Origin of the sequence: Bradyrhizobium sp. NBAIM18, assembly GCF_020193825.1 — a bacterium.
GTDB lineage: Bacteria > Pseudomonadota > Alphaproteobacteria > Rhizobiales > Xanthobacteraceae > Bradyrhizobium > Bradyrhizobium yuanmingense.
Genome location: NZ_JADYVO010000005.1, coordinates 129,748 through 150,033, shown reverse-complemented (window position 1 = coordinate 150,033; position 20,286 = coordinate 129,748). Strand labels below are relative to the sequence as shown.

Genomic DNA, 20,286 nt, shown 5'->3' with positions numbered 1-20,286 from the left:
GTTCGTTCGCTAGTCAACCGTACGAACGATCGTTCGTTTCAACTCCGCTCGATAAGCGGAGAGCAATTTGGGGAAGAACGCCATGGCAAGCCACGCTCGCCTTTTGCCCGCGCAAACCATCGCAGCGCTTCGCATCGTCGCATCATCGCTGTTGATCCTGTCTGCGGCGACGTCGGCCCGTGCCGAGGATGTTGCCGCCTACCCCACCCGCAAGATCAGGATGCTGCTGCCTTACGCGGCCGGCGGCGGCGGCGACGTAGTCGGCCGGCTGCTTGCGGACAGGATGGGCAAGACGCTCGGACAGAGCATCTATGTCGAGAACCACACCGGCGCCGCCGGCACGATCGGCACGCAGATGGTCGCGACATCCGCGAATGACGGCTACACCATCACCGTCGGCGGCATGACCACGCATGTGCTGGCGCCCGCGATCTATCCAAAGCTGCCCTACGATCCGATCAAGGATTTCACGACGATCGGGCGCGTCGGCGTCTCCTCCATCATGCTGGTGGCGACCAAGGACTTTGCCGCCCATGACATCAAGGGTCTGGTCGCGCTGGCCAAGAAGGGCGAGCCGATCCAGTACGGCAGCTGGGGCGTCGGCTCGACCGGACAATTCTGCGCGGAGATCCTGATGCAGCAGACCGGCATCAGGATGGACCACGTGCCGTTCAACGGCATCGCAAAGCTGGCCGGCGATTTGCTCGGCCGCCACATTTCGCTCGCGACGCTCGACGTTGCCACCGCAACGCCGCTGGTGAAGGAGGGCTCGATCAAGGCGCTGGCCGCCTGCGGCGAGCGGTCGCCGAGCCTGCCCGAAATCGCCAGCTACAAGGAGCAGGGCGTCGCGTTCGACCGCAGCCTGTCCTGGGCGATGTATGCGCCGGCCGGTGTCGCGCCGCCGATCGCGCAGAAGCTGTCGGCGGCCCTGAAGGAGGCCCTTGGCGATGACGTCGTGAAGCAGAAGCTGCTGGCGCTCGGCATCACGCCGCAATTCGTGGCGGGCGAGGAGCAGCGCGACATCAACGCGCGCGACATTACGGCCTGGAAGCAGGTTGCCAAGGACGCGGGCATCGAGGTCAAGTAAGTAAGCTGACGACAGGAGCGCGGGCATGAGCCGCATCTTCGGCGCGGTGCGCCAGAACGGGTATGTGGTGCGGGACATCCACGCCGCGATGAAGCACTGGATCGAGGTGATGGGCGTCGGTCCCTGGTATTACATGGACCGGGTCAAGACCGACTGGTTCCGCCATCGCGGCCGGGATTCCGCCGTCGAGATGAGCATTGCACTGGCGAATTCCGGCGATCTCCAGATCGAGCTGATCCAACAACGCAACGACGCGCCCTCGCTCTACAAGGAATTTCTCGATGGCGGGCACGAAGGGCTCCAGCACATGTCGTACTGGAGCCACGACTATCAGGCGTTCTACGATAAGGCGCTCGGGCTCGGCTACAGGATCGGCCATGAGGGCCAGATCGGCGGCGACAAGGGACGCTTTGCCTATTTCGACACCCAGGCGCATCCGGGCACGGTGATCGAGATCTCCGACATCAGCGGCACTAAGGGCCCGTTCTTCGAGAAGGTCCGCCAGGCCGCGATCAGCTGGGACGGCACGCGGCCGATCCGCGAGGTCGGCGGCGGGAGATCGTAAGGCTCGCTGACCGGTTTTGCCGATGTTCGCTGAGCACACAACGCCGTGCTGAGCCGGTCTCCTTCACAGCCTTGCCGGCGCATCCGTGGTAAGGTTGGAGCTCACGTCCGAACCTTCAGCGAGGCAGGCATGTCAGACACTGACAAGGTTTTCGCCGGCTCCATCCCAAAACTCTACGATGAGCATCTCGTCCCGATGATCTTCGCCGGCTACGCCGACGACATCGCAAGACGCGTCGCCGCGCTCTCGCCCTCCGCGCTGCTCGAGATCGCGGCCGGCACCGGCGCCGTGACGCGCGCCGTGGCGGCGGCTTTGCCGCGCGACGTCCGCTACGTTGCGACCGACCTCAACGAGCCGATGCTCGCGGTCGCGGCGCAGCGTCAGGCGGGCGATGACCGCATCTCCTGGCGTCAGGCGGATGCGTTGGCGCTTCCGTTCGGCGATGCCGAGTTCGACGTGGTCTGCTGCCAGTTCGGGGCGATGTTCTTTCCGGACCGCGTCAAGGGCTATTCGGAAGCAAAGCGGGTCCTGAAGCCCGGCGGCGCGTTTCTTTTCAATGTCTGGGACCGCATCGAGGAGAACGTGTTCGCCGATGACGCAACGACCGCCCTGGGCAAGCTGTTTCCCGACGATCCGCCACGCTTCCTAACGCGGACACCCCACGGCTATTTCGACCAGGCGATCATACGGGCCGATCTCGCACGCGCAGGTTTCGGCAACGTCTCGATCGAAATACTGGCAGCCACCAGCCGCGCCGCCTCGCCCGACCTCGTGGCGTTAGCGTATTGCCACGGTACCCCGCTGCGCGGCGAAATCGAGGCGAGAAGCGGCGGCGATCTTCAGGCCGCGACGGACGCTGTCGCCGCTGCAATCCGCGCGCGCCACGGGTCCGGACCGGTCGAAGCCAAGATCCAGGCGCTGGTGATCACGGCGCGGCCATAAGCCTGCGCCGCAGGCAAGCCCAGCTTCTTACCAGAAGCCCCGCTGCATCGGCTGCGCCGGCTGATAGTACTGGTACTGGCTGCGCCGGCGCGGGTTTGCCGGCTGGACGTAGGGATCGCGGTAGAAGAAGCCGAAGCCGTTGTCCCAGCCGTCATCGCTGGCGACCATGGCGGGCGCAGTCGGCTTGCGCGTGATGAAGCCGCCTTGCGGCTCGTTGCTCAGCACCGCGACGAACTCGGTCCGGTAATTGGTCTCGCTGCTCAGCGGCTCGTCCGAGATGACGATCGAGGAGCGCGGCAACGCGGTCGGTCCGATGCGGTCCCACACGTCCTGCGGGATGGTGATGCGGTCGAGCGCGTTGCGGGCCTCATCGCCGTTCTCGATCGTGACGACGCTCCAGCGCAGGCCCGTGCCGGTCTTCGCCATCGCCGTGAAGATATGCGTGCCGATCGGCTGCTCGGGATTGCGGATCGTGACGGGAACCTCGATGCTGGTGTCGAACACCTCGCCGCCGCCGTCCGGCGCCGGCTTGTGCGTGTTCCGCCGCACGTAGAGCTTCTGCGTCGCGCGGCTGATGTAGACCGAGACCGGCTCGCCCGCGAGCTTTGCGTCGGTCGCCGCCTTGACGGCCTCGGTCTTTCTGGCCGCAGCGGTCTTCGCGGCCTCCTTGGTCGCAGCCACGGCATCGCGCTTCGGCTGCGCGGCGGCCTTGGCGGCATCGAGCTGCGTCGCCGCGTCGGCAGCCTTGGTTGCTGCCTTCTGCTTCAGCTCCTCGGCCTTGGCGCGGGCCTGATCCGTCTTGGCATTTGCGAGCATTTTGTCGGCGAAGGCGAGCTCGGCATCGGCGCGGGTCTTCTGCTGTTCGAGCTTGCGCAGCGCGGTGGGGAGGGAGGCGGCTTCCTTCGCGGCGGCGGACGCAGCCTTCTTGGCCTCGTCGGCCGCCCTTGTGGCTTCCTCCGCCTCGGCGGAGAGCTTGTCGGCCCGGCCGGGCACGGCCGCGATGGCCTCCGGCTTTGGCACGAACAGCGAGGGATGAGAGAATTCCGTCGGGACCGTGTCATGCGGCGAGACGATCACGCGCATCCCGATATAGGTCTTGTCGAACACATTCTCGGCGAAGCCGAACGGCATTCGCACGCAGCCGTGCGAGGCGGCATAGCCGGGCAACGGTCCGCCATGCAGGGCGATGCCGTTCCAGGTAATGCGCTGCATGTGCGGCATCCAGGCATCGTCATACAGGCTCGAGCGATGCTCCCGGTTCTTCTCGAGGATGGCAAAGACGCCAGCCGGCGTCTCGCGTCCGGTGGTACCGGTCGATACCGGCGCGCGCACGATCCAGCCGTCGGCATCGTAGAACGTGACCTGCTGGCTCTTGATCGACACGATCGCCATGATCGGATCGCCGGCCACCCGCGGCGCGACTGCCTCGGCCACCTGGCGCTGCTGCTTGGCCGCAATCGCCGGGGTGGCCGCCGCAAGGGTCGCCGCCGCCACGAGCGCCATGATTCCGGCAGGCCCCCGGCGCCCCACCGCCCTGATGGATTGCGCCGTCGTCGATCGGTTTTTCATGCCATCCTCGGTCGAGCTGCCAGTCGGCTGGTATCGCTCACGTGTCAGATTGGAATCGTTGCATTAAGAAATTGCAGTCGCCTTACGTTCCGTCTGTGGCGGGATTCGGTACGTTCGGACGACAAATCTCTCATATACGACGCCTCGCGGAGGCGGAAGGCGGCCGTCAGCCGAGGGCGGCCGGAGCTGGCCTCGATCGCTGCGGCAGAATGTCCGGATCACCTTTTGGTGCAACCGTACGAACGCGCGGATAGCCCCTCGCTAGACACCGAGAGCCTTGCGGTTCAACGTTCGCAGGAAACGCAGCGACAAGGTTCGCACGTTCGCAACATTGAGCAGCCAGGCCGCAACCGCATAGGCAAGGCCGCCGGCGAGGCTGACGATGACGAGCGAGGCGAGGCCGGTGCCGCCCACTTGCGCGCGCGCAACAAGGATCGCCGCCGCCATCAATGCTGCGGAGGCGGCAACGCCGGCGAGGCGGTTGAGCTCGAACGGGACCGGATGGGCCCGATGCATCAGGACGAGTGCGACCAGGAAGCCGATCGCCTCGGTTGCCAGCGTCGCCAGCGCCGCGCCGTAAAGGCCGTAGCCGCCGATCAGCGCGAACATCAGGATGACGCTGATTACCAAAATGAGGAAGGATTGCGCCGCCAGCATGAAGGGCCGCTCGGCGAGCTGGAAGCTGATCTGCACGTAGAACTGATTGGCGATGCCGAAAAGCCGCGCGAGCACCAGCGTCGGCAGCAGGGCCGAGACGCCGGCGCGAAAGTCGATGCCGACGAGCGTGCCGGCCACCTGGTCCGCCGCCAGCGCAAGCCAGACCGCAACGGGCGCCACGACGACGAGCAGCAGCTCGAGGCTTTCGGTCAGCCGCTCCCGCGTCGTCTCGCCGTTGTTCTCGGACAATGACCGGAACACCAGTGGCACGGTCGCCGCGGCGACGCTGGAGGCGATCATCACCATGAACTGGCGCGGCAGATCGGCGGCAACGCCGAAGATGCCGGCGGCGTCCTTGCCGAGCAAATAAGCGACAATGAGCCGATCGCAGGCCGAATAAACCGCAACGGAGAGGCCGGCCAGCGTCAGCGGCAGGCCGTAGCGCGCCAATTGCATGAACTGGCTGCGCTGGAAGCGCGCGATCCCGGTGCGGTCGCCGACGAGGTTCAGGATGATGCCGGCGAGCGACCCCAGACCGAATGCGGCGAGCAGCCCCAATCCACCCCAGCCGAGCCAGATGCCGAGAAGACCGAAACCGACGCTGGAGACGCTGCGCACGATCGAGATCGCCGCGAAGCGGTAGGGGCGCAATTTGGCGCGCTCGAACTCCTGGCCCACATCCACCGCGTTGGCCATGATCGCCACGAACATGCTGGCGAGCAGCAGCTCGACGCTGACATCGCTGCGGAACAGGACGACCAGCGGAGTGGTGGCGCAGAGCACCGCGACCGTGAGCGCGAAGGCGACGATGGCCGTGCCGCGAAAATCGACGTCCGCCGACATCGCCTGATAGCGCGACACCGACAGCTTGATCCAGGCGAAGAAGATCGCGCCCAGAATCCCGGCAAGGCTGATGCCGACGACATAAACGCCGTACTCCGCCGGGCTCAAGAGCCGCGTATAGGCCGTGACGGCGAAGAAGCCCACCGCCGCAGGCAGGATGTAGGCGACGAGATAGATCGAGAAATGGCGGTTCAGCATGCGAGCACGGGACCGTGGGCGGCCATCAGGATTAACGGATCGTTAAGACGATTGGGCGCGACAATCGGGCTCGCCGCTGGCATTGCCAAGAATAGGCCAAGGATAGCCGGATAACCCTGCAAATCGGATCGCTAATGGAGCGAGCGCGCGGTTATCGCGCGTTAGCGTTAAATTTGCCCTGTCCTTGAAGGAGCGGGCGCGATCACAGAAAAGAAGCAATGATAGCGAAACGTCGCCCGACTCCTCCGACGCACTGATGTGACTGACATGGACGTTGTCGAACGAACACGGGCGAGATCGGCCTCCCTCCCGCGTCGAACCGCCACTGCTCCCGCGGTTCCGGCGTATCCCGGCGCGAAAGGCCGCGACAGGATGGTCCTCAACCTCTTCTTCGAGGAACGAGACGACCGCTGGCTTCCCGGCGACCGTCACCTTCGGCCGCTGCTGCGCCGGTTGCTGCTCGGCAAGTCCTTCATCAGCGGACAACGGCGCGTTCTGCTCAATCTTTGCGCAGGCCTCGATCGGCTCGGCATTCGCTACCGCGTCAACGATTATCGCTACATCCGCAAGCATCCGGAGGAACTGGCCTGCATCATCGGCCGGCCGTTCGTGCTCGATTGGTTCAAGTGGAAGAATCCGCTGCTGCTTGGCGTCGCCATGTATGACCATCCGATCGACGCACCGGAGACTCTGAAGGACCTCGACGTGAGGCGGGTGCTGTTGCCGTGCGCCTGGTATGCCGACATGTTTCGTCCGCACTGGCCCCATGTCGGTGCCTGGCCCGTCGGCATCGAGACGGATCTGTGGATCCCGACGCCGGCCGCGCAGAAGAAGGTGGACGTGCTGCTCTATGACAAGGTCCGCTGGGATTACGACCGGTACCAGCCGGAGCTGATCGAGCCGATCCGAAAGTTTCTCGAAGCCAGCGGCCGCACAGTCGAAACGATCCGCTACGGCCACTACAGGGAAGAGGATTACAAGGCCGCGCTGGCCCACTGCCGCAGCATGGTCTTCCTCTGCGAGCACGAGAGCCAGGGCATCGCCTGCCAGCAAGCACTGTCGAGCGGCGTGCCCGTCTTCGCCTGGGATCGCGGCGGGCCCTGGCAGGATCCGAAATACTTCCCCGACAAGGTGCGATACGAGGGCAACGTGTCCTCGGTGCCCTATTTCGACGCGCGATGCGGCATGACCTTCACTGATGCGGGCAGCTTCGCGGCGGGCTGGGGCCGTTTCTGGTCGCAGGTCGACGCAGGAGGCTTCGCGCCGCGCGATTATGTGCTGGACCACCTGACGCTCGACAAGGGCGCGCTTCACTATTACGAAATCGCGGAAGCCGCGATGCAGCGGCACGCGTGACCGGGCTCGACCGACGCGAATTCCTGCTCGGCAGTGTCGCAACGCTCGCGGCGGGCGCATCGGCGTCCGCAGTGCCGGCCTCGAAACGCGTCCAGCGCCGCCCGGGCTACGGCGCAGCCGCCACGCTCTGGGACCTGCAAGCCGATCCGCGGCTCGGCGAAGCCATCAGCACCTATTGCACGCAGGTGGTGCCGGTGCTCGAGCTGAAATGGCCGATGCTGCGGCCGGACGCCCATACGTTCACCTTCGAGCGCGCCGACGCGATCCTGGATTTCGCGCGCGACAACGATCTGACCATGCGCGGCCACGCACTCGCCTGGTATCACGACATTCCGGACTGGACCAAGCAGATCAAGGGCAGCAAGGGCGTCGAACGCGCCTATCTCGACCACATCGGCACCGTCGTTTCCTACTACAAGGACAAGCTGACGTCGTGGGACGTCGTCAACGAGCCGATCCCGGATAATCCGCGCAGCCCGAAGGACCGGCGCGACACCTTCTGGACGCAACATCTCGGCGATCGCTGGATTCCGCTGGCGTTCCGCACGGCGGCCGCGGCCGACCCCTTCGTCAAGCTCGCGATCAACGAATACGACATCGAGTCGGCGAAAGATTCCTTCATCGCCAAGCGGGCTGCCTATCGCACCCTCATCATGGACCTGCTCGATCAGGGCGTTCCGCTCCACGCCGTCGGGCTGCAATCGCATTTGCACGCCGAGCTCGAGATCGACACGCACGGGCTCGCCGAATTCGTCGCCGAGCTGCGTTCCTGGGGGCTTGAGGTGCTCATCACCGAGCTCGACGTCGACGACCAGAAGCTGGCGGGAACTCCTGCCGAGCGCGACGCCGTCGTCGCCAAGCGCGTCGACGACCTGCTGACGGCCGTTGCCGCGAGCGGCCCGGTGCGCTCGATCCTGACCTGGGGCCTCTCGGACCGCTACAGCTGGATCAACGGTACCTTCGCCCGCAAGGACAAGCAGCCGAACCGCCCGCTGCCGCTCGACGGCGAGTTCAAGCCGAAGCCGTTCATGCACGTCATCAGCAAGTTCACGAAAGGCGCCTAGCGATTAACGTGTCTTCGGCGTCTCGAACGCGGCCACGTCGCCGATATGATCGGGAGCCAGGTTCGGCGCGCGCCGCTCGCGCGATGAGAGCCGGAACACGTCGCGGATGTCATCGATCGAGGTCGACGAATAGGACTGAATGCAAAGCGCGACCTGCTCCGGCGAGGCCGTGCCCATCATCGCTTCGATGGCCGGGCGATCGAGCGGCGTGTCGTCCCAGTGCGAGACCGCGATGCTGTCTTCGGTGATGCGATGTCGGGCCAGATGTTCCGGCGCATTGGCGACGAAGTTTCCGTAAAGCAGATACTCCGAGAATTTCTTCTTCCGGCACAGCGCCAGCGCCCAGCTCAGGCCGGTCGCCGACTTGATCGCGTCCGTCATCGCACGCGCCGTGTCCCTGTCCCAGACCAGCGCGTTGCCGACATAATCGTCGGCCGGAAATGAGCGCTCCTTGATGCCGAGAAGCTGATCGACGGTGCGCAGCCACAGGCCGTGCAACGGGTGGTCGGCGCCGATCGCCTTGTGCGTGACGAACAGCGGCGTCGTCTCGGCGCCGGCATATTGGCCGACGTCGAACTCGCGGAAGAACAGATTGTCTGAATCCAGGATGCAGACGCGCTGCTCGGGCGCGTTGAGGACGCCGGCGATCTTCAGGATCTGCTGGATGTGCCAGCCGTGCACGGGCGAGGACAGCAGCGACAGCCAGACGCGCCGGCTGCCGAACTGGAGCGCCGGCGGCAGCGCGAACAGCCATTTCGGCAGATAGCGCGAGGCCGGAACGATGACCCGCTTGTCGGACGCGAAGCGCGCGAACAGCGGCACGTCTTCATCGTTAACGAGTACATAATGTCGCGTGTATCCCGACAGCCAGGTGTCGATGCTCTCGCTGAGCAGCGAAAAGCGTTCGATATCCTTGGCGTAGCTGGCAGTCAGCAGGGCAACGGAATGCATGGAGCACGCTCAAATGGCCATCAGACCCGCACTGATAGCGGCAATGCGAGATGCCGGAAACTCACGATCGAAATCAAGGTAAAGCGAAACGAAGTGTTAGCCATCCAACGGCAGCCCCTGCTCCAGCCCGCGAAAGCGGAGCGGTGCCAGGGCCGAGGCGCGCTGCCACCAATCGGCGACGCGGTCGTCGAGGGCGGTCACGCCGCGGCCCTGGCCGGGGAAGATCCGGATCTGCTGGATCGCCTCTGCCTCGAACCCCCTAGCCATCCGCCTGATCCTGAGGACGGCGCCCTCGCGGTCGCGCTGGGTCAGCGGCACCAGAAGACGGCCGCGCGGACGGAGCGACCGCAGCCAGAGCGGGTGCGGATGCGGGAAGCCGGCATGGACGATGATCACATCGGCGGGCTCGCCCACGTCCTTGCATCCATCGCCGTGGACGACCGTGACATTGCCATAGCCGCGCAAATAGCTCGCCGCCCGGGTCGCGAGCCGATCGTCGCATTCGATCGCATGGACGCGGCCCTTCTCGCCGACCATGATCGACAGCACCGCGGAGAAATAGCCGAGGCCGCAGCCGATCTGCACGACACGGTCCGCCCGCTTGACGTGGAGAATGTCGATCAAATGCGCCCACAGGCTCGGCAGGCCGGTGTCGAGCTTGCGGCGCGCATCGATCGCGACCAGCACGTTGTCGTAGAGATGAAGGGGATCGGCGTCGGGCGTCAGCCGGTAACTGCGCGCTGCCTCGCCCTTGATGCGCCACGGTCCCCTTGGCAGGAACTCCTCGCGCGGAACGGCGGCGAGCGCGGCGAGCAGACGCTTCGAGGCAATCCGCTCGCGCCTGGCGATCAACTCAGCGTAGCGCGCACGCGCGGCGGCAAGATCGCTCATGTCACAGACCGGCCTGTTCGCGCACCGCCGCGTCGCTACCGAGCTCATCGAGGAGCTGCATCGCCTGCTTCAGGTCCGGCGTGTAAAAGCCCTCGCTGAATTTGCCGACGATCGGCATCAGCAGGAGTCTTGCGTGCTCGCGCTTGCCGGCTTGATGCGACAGGCGCGCGAGGCAGACGGCGGTGCGAAGCTCCCAGGACAGCGCTCCCTGCTTGCGTGCGGTCTCCAGCGAAAGGCCGAACAGGTCCTCCGCCTCCTGGACCGACGCCGGGTCGCCACCCGCCAGCGTGATCTCGCCTTGCATGCGATAGACCTCGGCGAGATAGAAGTGATCGCCGGTCCGCCTTGCGGTCGCAAGCGCACCATCCAGCGCGCGCAAGGCGGCGTCGCGCATCCCGACCTTGGCGTACGTTTCCGCGAGCAGACAGCGGAACCAGCAGCCGGCGAGCCAGGAATCCATCGCCTCGTACTCGTCGAGGCCGAAGCGCATCTGGCCGAGGCCTTCGTCGGCTTCGCCGAGCTGAGCCAGCGCCCAGCCGCGCAGGATAGCCGCCTGCTGCTTCCAGTGCAGGAAATTGTGCTCGGTGGCAATGATCATGGCGCGGTTGGCGTAGTCGCGCGTGCCTTCGACGTCGCGCAAATGTTGGCGGAGATAGGCACCGAACACCAGCGCGAAGGCGAGCGTGAAAGGGTGACGGATCTTCTCGGCGTTCGCGATCGCCTGCTCGCTGTGCTGGCGCGCCGCGTCGGGCCGGCCGAGGAACCACAGGAGGTAACCGAGATAAGACAGCGAAACGACACCGGGATCGATGCCGTGCCGTTCCATCAGGTCGGAGTGCAGATCGTGGCTGAACAGGTTGATGCAGCGGTGCAAATGGTGCTGCGAGGCTGCGAAGCGGCCGCGATAGAGCATGGTCATCGCGATCGCGCGGTGCGCCTCGATCAGATAGCCGGTCTGCTGCGCCGGCTGCGTCCGCTCGTTCAGCCGCTCGCGCTTGGCAAATTTCAACAGCTCGACGCTGAGATCGTGCGCGCGGGTGAGATCGGCGCGGATGAAATGGCACACCCAGAGCCCGCGCGTCGCAGCGAAGACCTTTTCGTCGTCATCGAGCTGACGGCCGAGCTCCAGCGCGCGGATATAGTTCTCCTCGACCTCTTGCACCGCGTAGCCCTTGGCGGCGATCAGCGCGTTGCCGAGCGCGATGCGCAGCTTGAGCTCCATCTCGTCGGCGCCCTGCATGCGCGCATTGGCCTGCACGACGTTAAGGCCGCGGCGCAGGTGGCCGATCGCCTCGAGATTGGCCCCGGTCTTGGCCGCCTGCTTGCCGGCCTTGAGCCAGAAGCTGGCGGCGCCCTCGCTCTGGCCGGATTCGGTCAAATGATGGGCGAGCAGCTCCGGTTCGCGCTCGGTCCTCTCCGGATACATCTCGGCGAGCACCTGGGCGATCCGCGCATGCAGCTTGCGCCGCTCGCTGTGCAACAGGCTCGCATGCGCGGCGTTCTGGATCATCACGTGTTTGAAGGAATACAGCGCATCCGGCGGATGGCCGCGGCGCATGATCAGCCCGGCCTCCTGCAGATGACTGAGCGCCGCCTCGATCTGCTCGGCCGGCGTATGGGCGACGGCATGCAGCGTCTCGTAGGAGAACTCGCGGCCGATCGTGGCGCCGATCTGCGCGATGCGCTTGAAGGGTCCCATCCGATCGAGCCGCGCCATCAGCGAGTCGGTCAGGGTGGCCGGGATTGCGAGCTGCCGCCACGGTCCCGACAGCACGTAGCGCCCGTGCCGCTCGGTCAGCAGATTGGATTCCAGAACCGTCTTGGTCAGCTCTTCCAGGAACAGCGGCACGCCGTCGGTCTTGACGATGATCTCCTCGACGACCTCCTTGGGCAGCTCGCGTCCCGCGACGCGCTCGACCAGCGTCGTGCGCAACTGCCGGCTCAAGCGGTTCAGGACCAGGGTGGTGATGTGCGAATGCGCGTTCCAGCTCGCCTGGAATTCCGAGCGCGCGGTGATGATCGCCAGGATCGGCTGGTTCTGCACCCGATCGACCAGGAGGTCGACCACCTCGCGGGAGGTCGGGTCGATCCAATGCAAATCCTCGAACGCGATCACCAGCGGCATCTCGCGCGCAAGGCCGAGGAAATGGTTGACCAGCGCCACGACCGTCGCATCCTTCTGCTGCTGCGGCGACAGCTCGAGCGGCGGATAGCGGTCCCCGGTCGGTATCGACAGGAGCGCGGCAAACAGCGGGGTGACCTGCTCAATGTCGCCATCGGCGGCGGCGATCGCGTTCTCCAGGCTCGCCAGCGACAGCGCGGACGAATCCTCGCGATCGAGACCGAGGGAGAATTTGAGCTGCTCGACGAACGGATGGAACGCGGTGGAGGTGTAATAGGGCGAGCACTGCAGCGAGACCTGTCCGTGGCGGTCGCCCGATATCCGCTCGAAGATCTCCTGGATGATGCGCGACTTGCCGATTCCGGGCTCGCCGAACTTGACCACGACCTGGCCGTCGCCGTCCTTGGCCTGCTGCCAGCGCCCCATCAACAGCGCGATCTCCTCCTCGCGGTTGACGAGCGGCGTCAGCCGCGTACCCATCGCCGCAGCGAAGCGGGTCTCCAAGCGCGAGGCGCGCACCACGTGCCAGGCCTGGGCCTTCTCGGAGATTCCCTTCAAGTCGTGGACGCCGAGATTGCGATAGTCGAACTTCCCCTTCAGCAGCGACTGCGTCGAGACGGAGATCACCACGCCGTTGGGCGGGGCCAGGGCCTGCAGGCGCGCCGCGAGATTGACGGTTTCCCCGACCGCGGAATCGCGTTCCTCGGTGCCCTGCCCGACCAGATCGCCGACCACGACGAGGCCGGTCGCGATCCCGATGCGGACGGCCGGTGAATGGCTGAGCGCACCGCGCGGCTCGACCGCGTGCGCCGTCGACAGCACCCGCACGATCTCGAGCCCGGCGCGCACCGCGCGCTCGGCATCGTCCTCATGTGCGGTCGGATAGCCGAAATAGACCAGGATACCGTCGCCGACGAAACGGGCGGCAAAGCCCTCGTATTGCTTGACCACCCGGACGCAGGTCTCGCGAAAATCCGCGATCATGTCGCGGACGTCCTCCGGATCGAACTGCGCGGACAGCGAGGTGGAATCCACCATGTCGCAGAACATGGTGGTGAGCTGGCGCCGTTCGGCTCCGACCTCCGCCCGGATTTGCGGACGCGGCGTCTCCGCCGGCGCCTCCGTGGTTTCCGCTTGAAACAGCGCCGCCATCGCCCGCTGCAGCCGCTTGCGATCGCCGAGCGGCAATCCGAGCTCGACCAGATCGGCTTCGGTGAGATCCGCGATGACGTCGAGATCGAGGCGGTGCTGCGCGAAAAGATCGGTGTAGTGCCCGAGGCCGATACTTTCGAGCCAGTGCTTCAGCCCACCTTCCAAACTCGTGCTCGGCTCGTTCTCCAGCATCGTGATTCTGCCCGACCCTTACTCCGTCGAAGGGCTCGAGGGCCCCTCAACCACAGATTTTGGGGTCCAAACTTCACCTCGGACTGGACGCATTCCCCAACTTCTTGGAAGAATAACTTAATCGGACCAAAAGGGAATGGCGTTGTCGGACATTGCATCCGGAGCGGACGAAGCATCAGCCGGCACCACGGCCGAAACGAAGGTGTTCGCGCATATCAGCGGCCTTCTCGAATTCTACGCCCGCAGGATGCCGGCGGCACCCGCACTCCTCGCTCCCGGCCGGCCGGCGCTCAGCTATGGCGCGCTGGCCGCGACGATCCGGCAACTGGTGCGTAGCTTGCGTGAACTCGGCATCGGTCCCGCAGACCGCGTCGCGGTCGCGCTGCCGCGCGGCGCCGATACTGCGCTGGCGCTGATCGCTGTCGCATCGGGCTGCGCCTGCGTCCCGGTCAACCCGGATCTGACGGCGGACGAGCTGCAACGCTATTTCAGCGAACTGAAGCTGTCCGCGCTCGTGACCCGGGCCGACATGAACTCGGCGAGCCGCGACGCCGCCCGCGTGCTCGACATCGCATTGATCGATTTCGTGGCGGGGCCCGCCCACGATCTCGGCGGCTGCGCGTTCATCGCTCCGGCGATCGGGCCGGCCAATGCCAACGGCGCTTCGCGCGCCGACGACGATGCGTTCATCCTGCTGACGTCAGGCACGGCGGCGCGGCCGAAAATGGTGCCGCTGACCCACCGCAATGTCTGCCTCTCCGCCTACAATGCCGGCCATGTGCTGTCGCTCACGACGCACGATCGCCTGCTCAACGTCCTGCCGCTGTTTCATGCTCATGGCTTGATCTCCGGCCTGCTCACGGCGCTGGCCGCGGGCTCCAGCGTGATCTGCACCGACGGTTTCGACGCAGCGTCGTTCTTCGGCTGGATGCGGGAGCTGCAACCGACCTGGTACACGGCGGTGCCGACCATTCATCGCGCATTGCTGACGGCGGCGGAAGTAAATCCGGACCGCGCCCGTCCGTCGTCGCTGCGCGTGATCCGGTCGGCTTCGGCCTCGCTCGCGCCGGCGATCCTCGCCGGGCTGGAGACAACGTTCGGCGTTCCCGTGCTCGAGACTTATGGCATGACCGAGGCGGCCTCGCAGATCGCGGCCAATCCGTTCGAGCTGCGCAAGGTCGGCTCGGTCGGCCGCGCCGCCGGCCCGGAGATCGCGATCATGGACGAAACCGGCCGCACGCTCGCAAGCGGGGCGCACGGCGAGATCGTGCTGCGCGGGCCGAACATGAGCCGCGGCTACTATAATGACGAGGCGGCGACGCAGGCCGCATTCCGCAACGGCTGGTTCAGGACCGGCGACCTCGGCTATCTCGATGACGACGGCTATCTCTTCATCGTCGGCCGCATCAAGGACGTCATCAACCGCGGCGGGCAGAAGATATCGCCGCTGGAGGTGGAAGACGTCCTGCTCAGCCATCCGGCGGTGCTGGAAGCCGGCGTGTTCGCGGTCCCGCACGACAAGCTCGGCGAGAACGTCGCGGCCGTCGTGGTGCTGCGGCCGAATGCCGGGGCGACCTCGGACGAGTTGCGCCAATTCGCGCGAAAGCGGCTTGCGGCCTACAAGGTGCCGAGCCTGATCCGCAGCGTGGCGGCGCTGCCGAAGGGCGCCAGCGGCAAGGTCAAGCGCAACGCCCTCGCCGGGCTGATTGCAACGGTCGACGCGGGCGACGAGACCCGGCCGCCGCGCAATGCGATCGAGAGCCAGCTCGCCGAGATCTGGGCCGGCCTGCTGGAGCTGCCGCAGGTCGGCGCCGACCAGGACGTCTTCGCGCTCGGCGCGGATTCGCTCGCGGTGACCCAGATGCGCTCGCGCCTGCGCGACCGCTTCAATGTCGACTTCTCGTTCGAGGACATCTTCGACTGCCCGACGGTCGCAGCGCTCGCGGCCCGGATCGAGACCGCCGCAAGCCGGCGCGAGACGGCGCTGCCGGCCTGGCGCCGGCTTGCGGGCACGGACGCACCGCTGTCGTTCCAGCAGCAGCGGATCTACGTGCTCTCGCGGCTGGACCCGACCCGGTACAATTACAATGTCGTCGAGATCGCCGTCCTCAAGGGCCTCGTCGACGCCGCCGCGCTATCTGCGAGCCTGGCTGCGATCTCAACGCGCCATGAGGCGCTGCGCTCGGTGTTCGTCGAGCGCCAGGGCGAGCCGATGCAGCTTGTGCTGTCATCGACGCCGCGGCTGGAGCGCATCAAGCTCAAGCCATGCCCTCCGGGCAGGCGGCCTGCGGCAATCCGGCGCGAGGCGCTCAGGCTTGCGCAGCATCAGTTCGACCTGGCCCACGCGCCGCCCCAGAAGACGACACTGCTGTCGTTCGACAGGAACAACCATGCGCTGGTGGTCAACGTCCATCACCTCGCCACCGATGGCTGGTCGCAGCGGCTGTTCTGGCAGGAGCTCGCCGTCCATTATGCCGCGGCACGCAGGAAGCATTCGGCCGCACTGCCGCCGCCCGCTTTCCAATATCGCGACTTCGCACTCTGGCAGCAAAGCTGGGCGCAGACGCCCGCGGCCAGGGAGCAGCTCGATTATTGGCGGACCCAGCTCGACGGCGTCACCATGCTGCCGCTGAGAACCGACAGGCCGAGACCTGAGATCTGGAGCGGACACGGCGCGCGTCACTACCTTGAATTCTCAAAGTCCCTCTCGTCCGAGCTGCGCGCGTTGAGCCAGAACCAGGGCGTCACGCCGTTCATGACGCTGCTTGCCGCCTTCCAGTGCCTGTTGTTCCGCCACACCTCGCATGAGGACGTCGCCACGGGATCGCTGATCGCCAACCGCAACCAGATCGAGAGCGAACGCCTGATCGGGCTGTTCGCCAATACCCTGGTCCTGCGCAACGATTTCAGCGGCGATCCGAGCTTCGGCGAGATGCTGCGGCGAGTGCGGCAGGTCACGCTGGACGCCTACCGCAACCAGGACCTTCCGATCGAGGAGGTGTTGCGCGCATTGCAGGTGGCGCGCCGCAGCGACGGCAATCCGCTGTTCCGGATCATGTTCATCCTCCAGAACGCCTCGATCGAGGCGGCGCGCTTTCCTGGCCTGTCGACCCGGCGGCTGGAAGTCGATCCCAGGGTGGCGCGGTTCGACATCACGCTCGAACTGGTCGAGGCCGATGGCCGCTTCACCGGCTTCTTCGAATACGCCACCGATCTGTTCGAGGCCGCGACGATCGAAGCCATGGCGGCCCAGTTCAAGGCGCTGCTCAAGGCCGTCATCGCCAATCCGGAACAGCGCATCTCGCGCCTGCCGCTCCTGACCGAGGCCGAACGTCGGCAAGCGCTGGCAAAAGGCCGGGGCATGCCGGCCAATTTCACCACACGCGGCAACTTGAGCGAACGCTTCGAGCGCCAGGCGAGGAAGACGCCGAACGCCGTCGCGATCTCGGACGGTCGCACGTCCCTGACCTATCGCGAGCTGGCGCGCCGCACTGGGGCGGCCGCGCGCTGGCTGGCCCGTGAGGGCGTCGGCGAGGAGAGCGTGGTTGCCCTGCTCGCGGAGCGCGGGCCCGACCTGCTCGCCGCGATGATCGCGGTGCAGCGCGTCGGCGCGGCCTTCCTCAATCTCGATCCCGACCAGCCGACGGCAAGGCTCTCGACCATCCTCGGATCGAGCTGTGCCCGCGTGCTGCTGACCGGGCGGGCTCAGTCTGCCATGGTCGAGGCCCTGCTCGAACCGCTGGTCGAGCGCATCCCGGTGGCCGAGCTCGACGACGCTCTTGCATCCGGGTCGACAAAGCCGGCCCGCGCCGCACGCCGCGCCGCCTCGAGCCTTGCCTATCTCGTCTATACGTCCGGCTCCTCCGGCGCGCCGAAGGGCGTCATGATCGAGCAGCGCGGCCTGTCGAACCATCTGGCCTCGCTCATCTCCGAACTCGGCCTCTCGCCTAAGGACGTGATCGCGCAGATCGCGCCGCAGAGCTTCGTCATCTCGGTCTGGCAATTCCTCGCCGGTCCCATGGTCGGCGCACGCGTCCATGTCTGCGGCCAGACGATCGTGCAGGACCCGATGCTGCTGGCGCGCGAGATCGAGCGCGAGGGCATCACGGTGCTCGAGATCGTGCCCTCGCTGCTGCGCCTCATTCTCGAGCGTATGGACGAGGCGCCGATCCGGCGCGCCTTCTCCAAATTGCGGCTGCTGATCTCGACCGGCGAGCCGTTGCCCGTCGAGCTCTGCCGCGCCTGGTTTGCCCGCTGCCCGAGGGTGCCGCTGATCAATGCCTATGGCGCGTCGGAATGCTCCGACGACGTCTCCCTGCATCGCCTTACCAAGGCGCCGGCCATCGCGACGGCCAACGTTCCGGTCGGGGCGCCGCTGCCGAACACGCAGCTCTACGTGCTCGACGCGCAGCTCCAGCCGCAACCGATCGGCGTGACCGGCGAGCTCTGCATCGGCGGCGCCGGAATCGGCCGCGGCTATATCAACGATCCCGCGCAGAGCCGGCAGCGCTTTCTGCCCGATCTGTTCTCGCGCCAGGCCGGCAGCCGGCTCTACCGGACCGGCGATCTGGCCCGGCGCCGCGCCGACGGGACGATCGAATGCCTCGGCCGCGCCGACCATCAGGTCAAGATCCGTGGCTATCGTATCGAGCTCAAGGAGATCGAGAACGCGCTAGCCGAGCATCCAAGCGTGCGCGCCGCCATCGTCGAACCGCGCCGCGAGGCGAGCGGCGACATCAGGCTGATCGCCCATGTCAACGCCAAGCCCGGCAGCCGCAGCAGTGCCAGCGAGCTGCGCGATTTCCTGAAGAGCCGCCTCTCCGTCCACGCCGTCCCCTCCGCCTTCCTGTTCCTGGATCAGGTGCCGCTCAACGCCCATGGCAAGATCGACCGCTCGGCGCTGCTGGCGTCCGTCCCGCCGGAAACGTCCGGCGCGGATGCGGTCGTCCCGGCGCGGCGCTTCACCGAAAAGGTGCTCTCCGACATCTGGATCGACCTGCTGAACGTCGAACGCATCGGTGTTACCGACAATTTCTTCGACCTCGGCGGCCATTCGCTGCTGGCCGGCCAGGTGATGGCGCGCATCGCGCGGGCGCTCGGCGTGTCGCTGCCGATCAAGGCCATCTTCGAGGCGCCGACGATCGAGGGGTTGGCGCGGCGGGTCGAACAGACCGTGGCCACGAGGCCGCACAAGCCTGCCGCAAGCCTGCCGCGATCGGCTGCGGGCGGACCGCCGGCGCCTTCCATCGGACAGGACCAGATGCTGCACATCGAGCGCAATCTGCCGGGGCTGCCGCAGCTCAACCTGCCATTCGCGTTCCGCCTGCGGGGCCCGCTCGATTCTGCCGCCCTTGCAAAGGCGATCGATGACGTGGTGCGCCGGCACGAATCGCTGCGCACCGCGTTCGCCTGGAACGGCGATGAGCCGGAAAGCCGCATCGCCGCGCCACGCACGCTCGGCCGAATCATGACGGTCGAGACGATCGGCGACGGTCATTTCCACAACAACAAGCGGCGCAAGGCGCTCGAGCTCAGGAAGATCGATCTCCTGATCGAGCAGGAGGCCTATACCCCGATCGACACCACGCGCGCGCCGCTGTTGCGCGCCCGGCTGTTGCGGCTCCACGACGACGACCACGTGCTGCTGCTGACGTTGCATCACGCCGTCGTCGACGGCTGGTCGATCGGCGTGCTGTTCGAGGAATTGTCGAGCCGCTACGCCGCGCTGGCCGGATATCCGTCTGCGCCGCTGCCGAGCCCGCCGCCGGCCTTTTCGGACGTGGCACGCTGGCAGCGTTGGTGGTGCGGCACCGACGCGGCGCGCCGCCATGCTTCCGACTGGATCCTGAATTTGCGCGGAGCGGGTCCCCTCTTCGACGGCGAATCGAGCCCGGGCGCCTCCACCGGGCATCATCCGGTCTGCCTCGAGCGCGAGCTGATCGCCCGGCTGACGGCGTTTGCCGGCCAGCACAATTGCACGCTGTTCATGTGCCTGCTCACCGGCCTGAAGGCCATGCTGCTGGCGAGGGCGGGCCGCACCGACATCGCGGTCGCGACCGCGATGGCCAATCGTGCCCAGCCGGACACCGACCGGATCATCGGCCCGTTCGAGAACACGGTGATCGTCCGGACGACAATCACGCCGGACCTGTCTTTCGCGCAGGCTCTGCTGCGGGTGCGCCAGAGCGTGCTCGAGGCGCATGCGCGGCAGGAGCTGCCGTTCAACGTCCTGGCCGATCGACTGGAGCAGGAGGGGATCGATCCGGCCTCGCTGCTCCAGGTCTATTTCACGCTGCAGAATCCGTTGCGCCGGCCGCTCGATCTCCCGGATCTCGCGACGGAATCGATCGGCAACGTCGCGCGCGAAGGCCAGCCGGTGCTGCCGATCGACCAGACCTGGCTGTCGCTGATGCTCAAGGAGCGCCCGACCGGCATTACCGGCTCCTGCAATTACAAGCGCGATTTGCTCGAGGGCCGAGCGGTCGGCGAATGGATGGAGGACCTCGTCGCCCTGCTGACGGCGGCGATCGCCCAGCCCAACGCACCACTCGGCAGATTGCTCGCGCGCAGGGCCGCTTGATGCCGCGACATCGCGCCAGAATACGAGTTCACGCCCCAAAGCTGTGAATGATCAAGTTGCAGCTTGATTATTTGGCGTCGTCGCGCAAGATTATTCTCGGGTTTTGATTTGGGATGA

At 66.3% G+C, this 20,286-nt stretch carries 11 protein-coding genes; 6 read left to right on the top strand and 5 right to left on the bottom strand.

Annotated elements, in window-relative coordinates:
- Positions 1 to 82: 82 nt before the first annotated feature.
- The 3 genes from I6F17_RS13735 (at position 83) to I6F17_RS13725 (ending at position 2,594) form a co-directional block, all read left to right on the top strand.
- The gene (locus I6F17_RS13735; protein WP_225124478.1) at positions 83 to 1,087 is read left to right on the top strand and encodes a tripartite tricarboxylate transporter substrate binding protein; all 1,005 of its coding nucleotides are present in this window, start codon (positions 83 to 85) and stop codon (positions 1,085 to 1,087) included.
- A gap of 25 nt (positions 1,088 to 1,112) precedes the next feature.
- Positions 1,113 to 1,652 (top strand): VOC family protein, encoded by a 540-nt coding sequence (locus tag I6F17_RS13730; RefSeq protein ID WP_225124477.1) that lies wholly within the window; start codon positions 1,113 to 1,115, stop codon positions 1,650 to 1,652.
- Positions 1,653 to 1,781: 129 nt separating this feature from the next.
- Positions 1,782 to 2,594, top strand: a complete 813-nt coding sequence (locus I6F17_RS13725) for a class I SAM-dependent methyltransferase (protein WP_225124476.1) — start codon at positions 1,782 to 1,784, stop codon at positions 2,592 to 2,594.
- A gap of 27 nt (positions 2,595 to 2,621) precedes the next feature.
- On the opposite strand, the gene I6F17_RS13720 is transcribed toward I6F17_RS13725, so the two are convergent.
- Both I6F17_RS13720 and I6F17_RS13715 read right to left on the bottom strand, forming a co-directional pair.
- Positions 2,622 to 4,163: a L,D-transpeptidase gene (locus I6F17_RS13720; RefSeq protein WP_225124475.1), complete on the bottom strand. Its 1,542-nt coding sequence runs from the start codon at positions 4,161 to 4,163 to the stop codon at positions 2,622 to 2,624.
- 261 nt (positions 4,164 to 4,424) lie between these two features.
- A complete protein-coding gene (locus tag I6F17_RS13715) occupies positions 4,425 to 5,861 on the bottom strand; it encodes an oligosaccharide flippase family protein (RefSeq protein WP_225124474.1) in 1,437 nt (478 codons plus the stop codon).
- 267 nt (positions 5,862 to 6,128) lie between these two features.
- Between I6F17_RS13715 and I6F17_RS13710 the strand changes: the two genes are divergently transcribed.
- Together I6F17_RS13710 and I6F17_RS13705 are read left to right on the top strand one after the other, a co-directional pair.
- The gene (locus I6F17_RS13710) at positions 6,129 to 7,217 is read left to right on the top strand and encodes a glycosyltransferase family 1 protein (RefSeq protein WP_225124473.1); all 1,089 of its coding nucleotides are present in this window, start codon (positions 6,129 to 6,131) and stop codon (positions 7,215 to 7,217) included.
- On the top strand, positions 7,214 to 8,281 hold the full coding sequence (locus tag I6F17_RS13705) for an endo-1,4-beta-xylanase (protein ID WP_225124472.1): 1,068 nt from the start codon (positions 7,214 to 7,216) through the stop codon (positions 8,279 to 8,281). The genes I6F17_RS13710 and I6F17_RS13705 overlap by 4 nt, the downstream gene beginning before the upstream one ends.
- A 3-nt stretch (positions 8,282 to 8,284) precedes the next feature.
- Here the strand turns inward: I6F17_RS13705 and I6F17_RS13700 are convergent, their stop codons facing one another.
- The 3 genes from I6F17_RS13700 to I6F17_RS13690 form a co-directional block, all read right to left on the bottom strand.
- A complete protein-coding gene (locus I6F17_RS13700) occupies positions 8,285 to 9,232 on the bottom strand; it encodes a DUF6492 family protein (protein ID WP_225124471.1) in 948 nt (315 codons plus the stop codon).
- 96 nt (positions 9,233 to 9,328) lie between these two features.
- Positions 9,329 to 10,123 (bottom strand): rRNA adenine N-6-methyltransferase family protein, encoded by a 795-nt coding sequence (locus I6F17_RS13695; protein WP_225124470.1) that lies wholly within the window; start codon positions 10,121 to 10,123, stop codon positions 9,329 to 9,331.
- 1 nt (position 10,124) lies between these two features.
- A complete protein-coding gene (locus I6F17_RS13690) occupies positions 10,125 to 13,589 on the bottom strand; it encodes an adenylate/guanylate cyclase domain-containing protein (RefSeq protein ID WP_225124469.1) in 3,465 nt (1,154 codons plus the stop codon).
- A gap of 136 nt (positions 13,590 to 13,725) precedes the next feature.
- On the opposite strand from I6F17_RS13690, the gene I6F17_RS13685 reads away from it, so the two are divergent.
- Complete coding sequence (locus I6F17_RS13685) at positions 13,726 to 20,169, top strand: non-ribosomal peptide synthetase (RefSeq protein WP_225124468.1); 6,444 nt, start codon at positions 13,726 to 13,728, stop codon at positions 20,167 to 20,169.
- The last annotated feature ends 117 nt before the right edge of the window (positions 20,170 to 20,286 follow it).